This window comes from Streptococcus sp. C300 (genome assembly GCF_000187645.1).
GTDB classification, from domain to species: Bacteria; Bacillota; Bacilli; order Lactobacillales; family Streptococcaceae; genus Streptococcus; species Streptococcus oralis_CQ.
On the sequence record NZ_GL732469.1, the window covers coordinates 178272 to 180499 of the forward strand.

The 2228-nt window shown below is 37.0% G+C and carries 2 protein-coding genes and 1 pseudogene; 2 read left to right on the top strand and 1 reads right to left on the bottom strand.

Annotated elements, in window-relative coordinates:
- Positions 1 to 315 (top strand): LPXTG cell wall anchor domain-containing protein (locus HMPREF0849_RS08580; protein ID WP_009013742.1); only part of this gene is annotated, 315 nt, incomplete at its 5' end.
- Between the two features lie 80 nt (positions 316 to 395).
- On the opposite strand, the gene HMPREF0849_RS08585 is transcribed toward HMPREF0849_RS08580, so the two are convergent.
- Positions 396 to 1424 (bottom strand): ISL3 family transposase, encoded by a 1029-nt coding sequence (locus HMPREF0849_RS08585; RefSeq protein WP_009013743.1) that lies wholly within the window; start codon positions 1422 to 1424, stop codon positions 396 to 398.
- A gap of 299 nt (positions 1425 to 1723) precedes the next feature.
- Between HMPREF0849_RS08585 and HMPREF0849_RS08590 the strand changes: the two are divergent.
- Positions 1724 to 2228: pseudogene (locus HMPREF0849_RS08590) on the top strand (putative cross-wall-targeting lipoprotein signal domain-containing proteiin); the annotation flags it as partial.

The window sequence follows — 2228 nt, forward strand, 5'->3', positions numbered from 1 at the left end:
GAGATTCAGTTGGATTCTCCATTCCAGGCTGAGACTTATATTCAAATGAAACGAATTGCTGTCGGAACCTTTGAAAATACCTATGTAAATACTGTGAACAAAGTTGCTTACGCTTCAAATACAGTTCGTACGACAACGCCAGAACCTAAGAAACCAGAGGAGCCAACGACTCCTACTCCAAATCCAAAAGGTAACCCTACTCTACCTCAAACAGGTACAAATGATTCAAGCTACATGCCATATCTTGGTCTAGCAGCTTTAGTAGGGGTTTTAGGACTTGGTCAGTTGAAACGTAAAGAAGACGAAAGCAAGTAAGCTCTAAAAGTTAAATAGAAAAGAGGAACTTTGTTTCCTCTTTTTCGGCTCATTGTCAACTGTAGTGGGTTGAAGAAAAGCTAAGCTCGAGAAAGGACAAATTTCGTCCTTTCTTTTTTGATATTCAGAGCGACGAAAATTCGCTTCTTGAAGTTTTCAAAGTTCCGAAAACCAAAGGCATTGCGTTTGATAAGTTTGATGAGATTATTAGTCGCTTCCAATTTTGCGTTGGAATAGGATAACTGAAGGGCATTGACGATTTTCCCTTTGTCCTTTAGAAATGTTTTAAAGACAGTCTGAAAAAGAGAATGAACCTTCTTTATATTGTCTTCAAAGAGTCCGAAAAATTTCTCTGGTTTCTTATTCTGAAAGTGAAAAAGCAAGAGTTGATAGAGATGATAGTGGTGTTTCAAGTCTTCTGAATAGCTCAAAAGCTTGTCTAGGATTTCTTTATTGGTTAAGTGCATACGAAAAGTAGGGCGATAAAAACGCTTATCACTGAGTTTACGACTATCCTGTTGAATGAGCTTCCAGTAGCGCTTGATAGCTTGTGTTCTGCCCTCAAGAACAGTGATGATATTGAGCTTTTCAAAATCTTGCGCAATAAAACTCATCTTTCCCTTAGTGAAGGTATACTCGTCCCAGGACATAATCTCAGGCAGACGAGAAAAATCATGCTTAAAACGGAAGTCATTGAGTTTGCGAATGACAGTTGAAGTTGAAATAGACAGCTGATGGGCAATGCCAGTCATAGAAGTCTTTTCAATTAGCTTTTGGGCAATCTTTTGGTTGATGATACGAGGGATTTGGTGATTTTTCTTGACTATAGGAGTCTCAGAGACCATCATTTTAGAGCACTGATAGCACTTAAAACGGCGTTTTTTAAGGAGAATTCTAGTAGGCATACCAGTCGTTTCAAGGTAAGGGATTTTAGAAGGTTTTTGAAAGTCATATTTCTTCATTTGGCTTCCGCAATCAGGACAAAGTGGGGCATCATAATCCAATTTAGCAATGATTTCCTTGTGGGTATTCTTATTGATGATGTCTATAATTTGGATATTAGGGTCTTTGATATCGAGTAGTTTTGTGATAAAATGTAATTGTTCCATATGGCTCTTTCTAATGATGGTTTGGTTGCTTTTCATTATAGGTCATATGGGACTTTTTCTCTACAACAAAATAGGCTCCATAATATCTATAGGGGATTTACCCACTACAAATATTATAGAGCCAAAATAAATAGTTTAACTAAAAGAAGATGGTGTGACCATCTTCTTTTTAATTTAATTTATAAACATGTGGAATTTTTCTATAAATAAAAAGAGAAAAGAGTAAATATTTGTATCTTGCCTTGTAAAGTGTTAATATAAGAAGTAACGACTAAATTTAGATAAGGAAATGACTTATAATGAAAAATAAAAAAGAAGTCTATGGATTTCGTAAAAGCAAAGTTGCGAAAACTTTGTGTGGTGCTGTTTTAGGAACGGCTTTGATTGCTTTGGCAGACAAAGCAGTATTTGCTGATGAAGTTACAGAGACAACTAGTACAAGTACGGTTGAGGTAGCTACTACAGGGAACCCAGCCACAAATCTACCTGAAGCTCAGGGTGAAATGAGTCAAGTTGCCAAAGAAAGCCAAGCTAAGGCTGGTTCTAAAGACTCAGCTTTGCCAGTAGAAGTATCATCAGCTGATTTGGATAAAGCAGTTGCTGATGCAAAATCTGCAGGAGTTAAGGTAGTTCAAGATGAAACAAAAGACAAAGGAACAGCCACAACTGCTACAGAGAATGCTCAAAAGCAAGATGAGATTAAAAGCGACTATGCTAAACAGGCTGAAGAAGTAAAGACAACAACTGAAGCATATAAAAAGAAGTCGCAGCTCATCAGGCTGAAACAGATAAAATCAATGCTGA

Excerpts from the sequence above, each read along its gene's own strand:
- HMPREF0849_RS08585 (WP_009013743.1), bottom strand. The coding sequence starts at position 1,424 with ATGGAACAATTACATTTTATCACAAAACTACTCGATATCAAAGACCCT.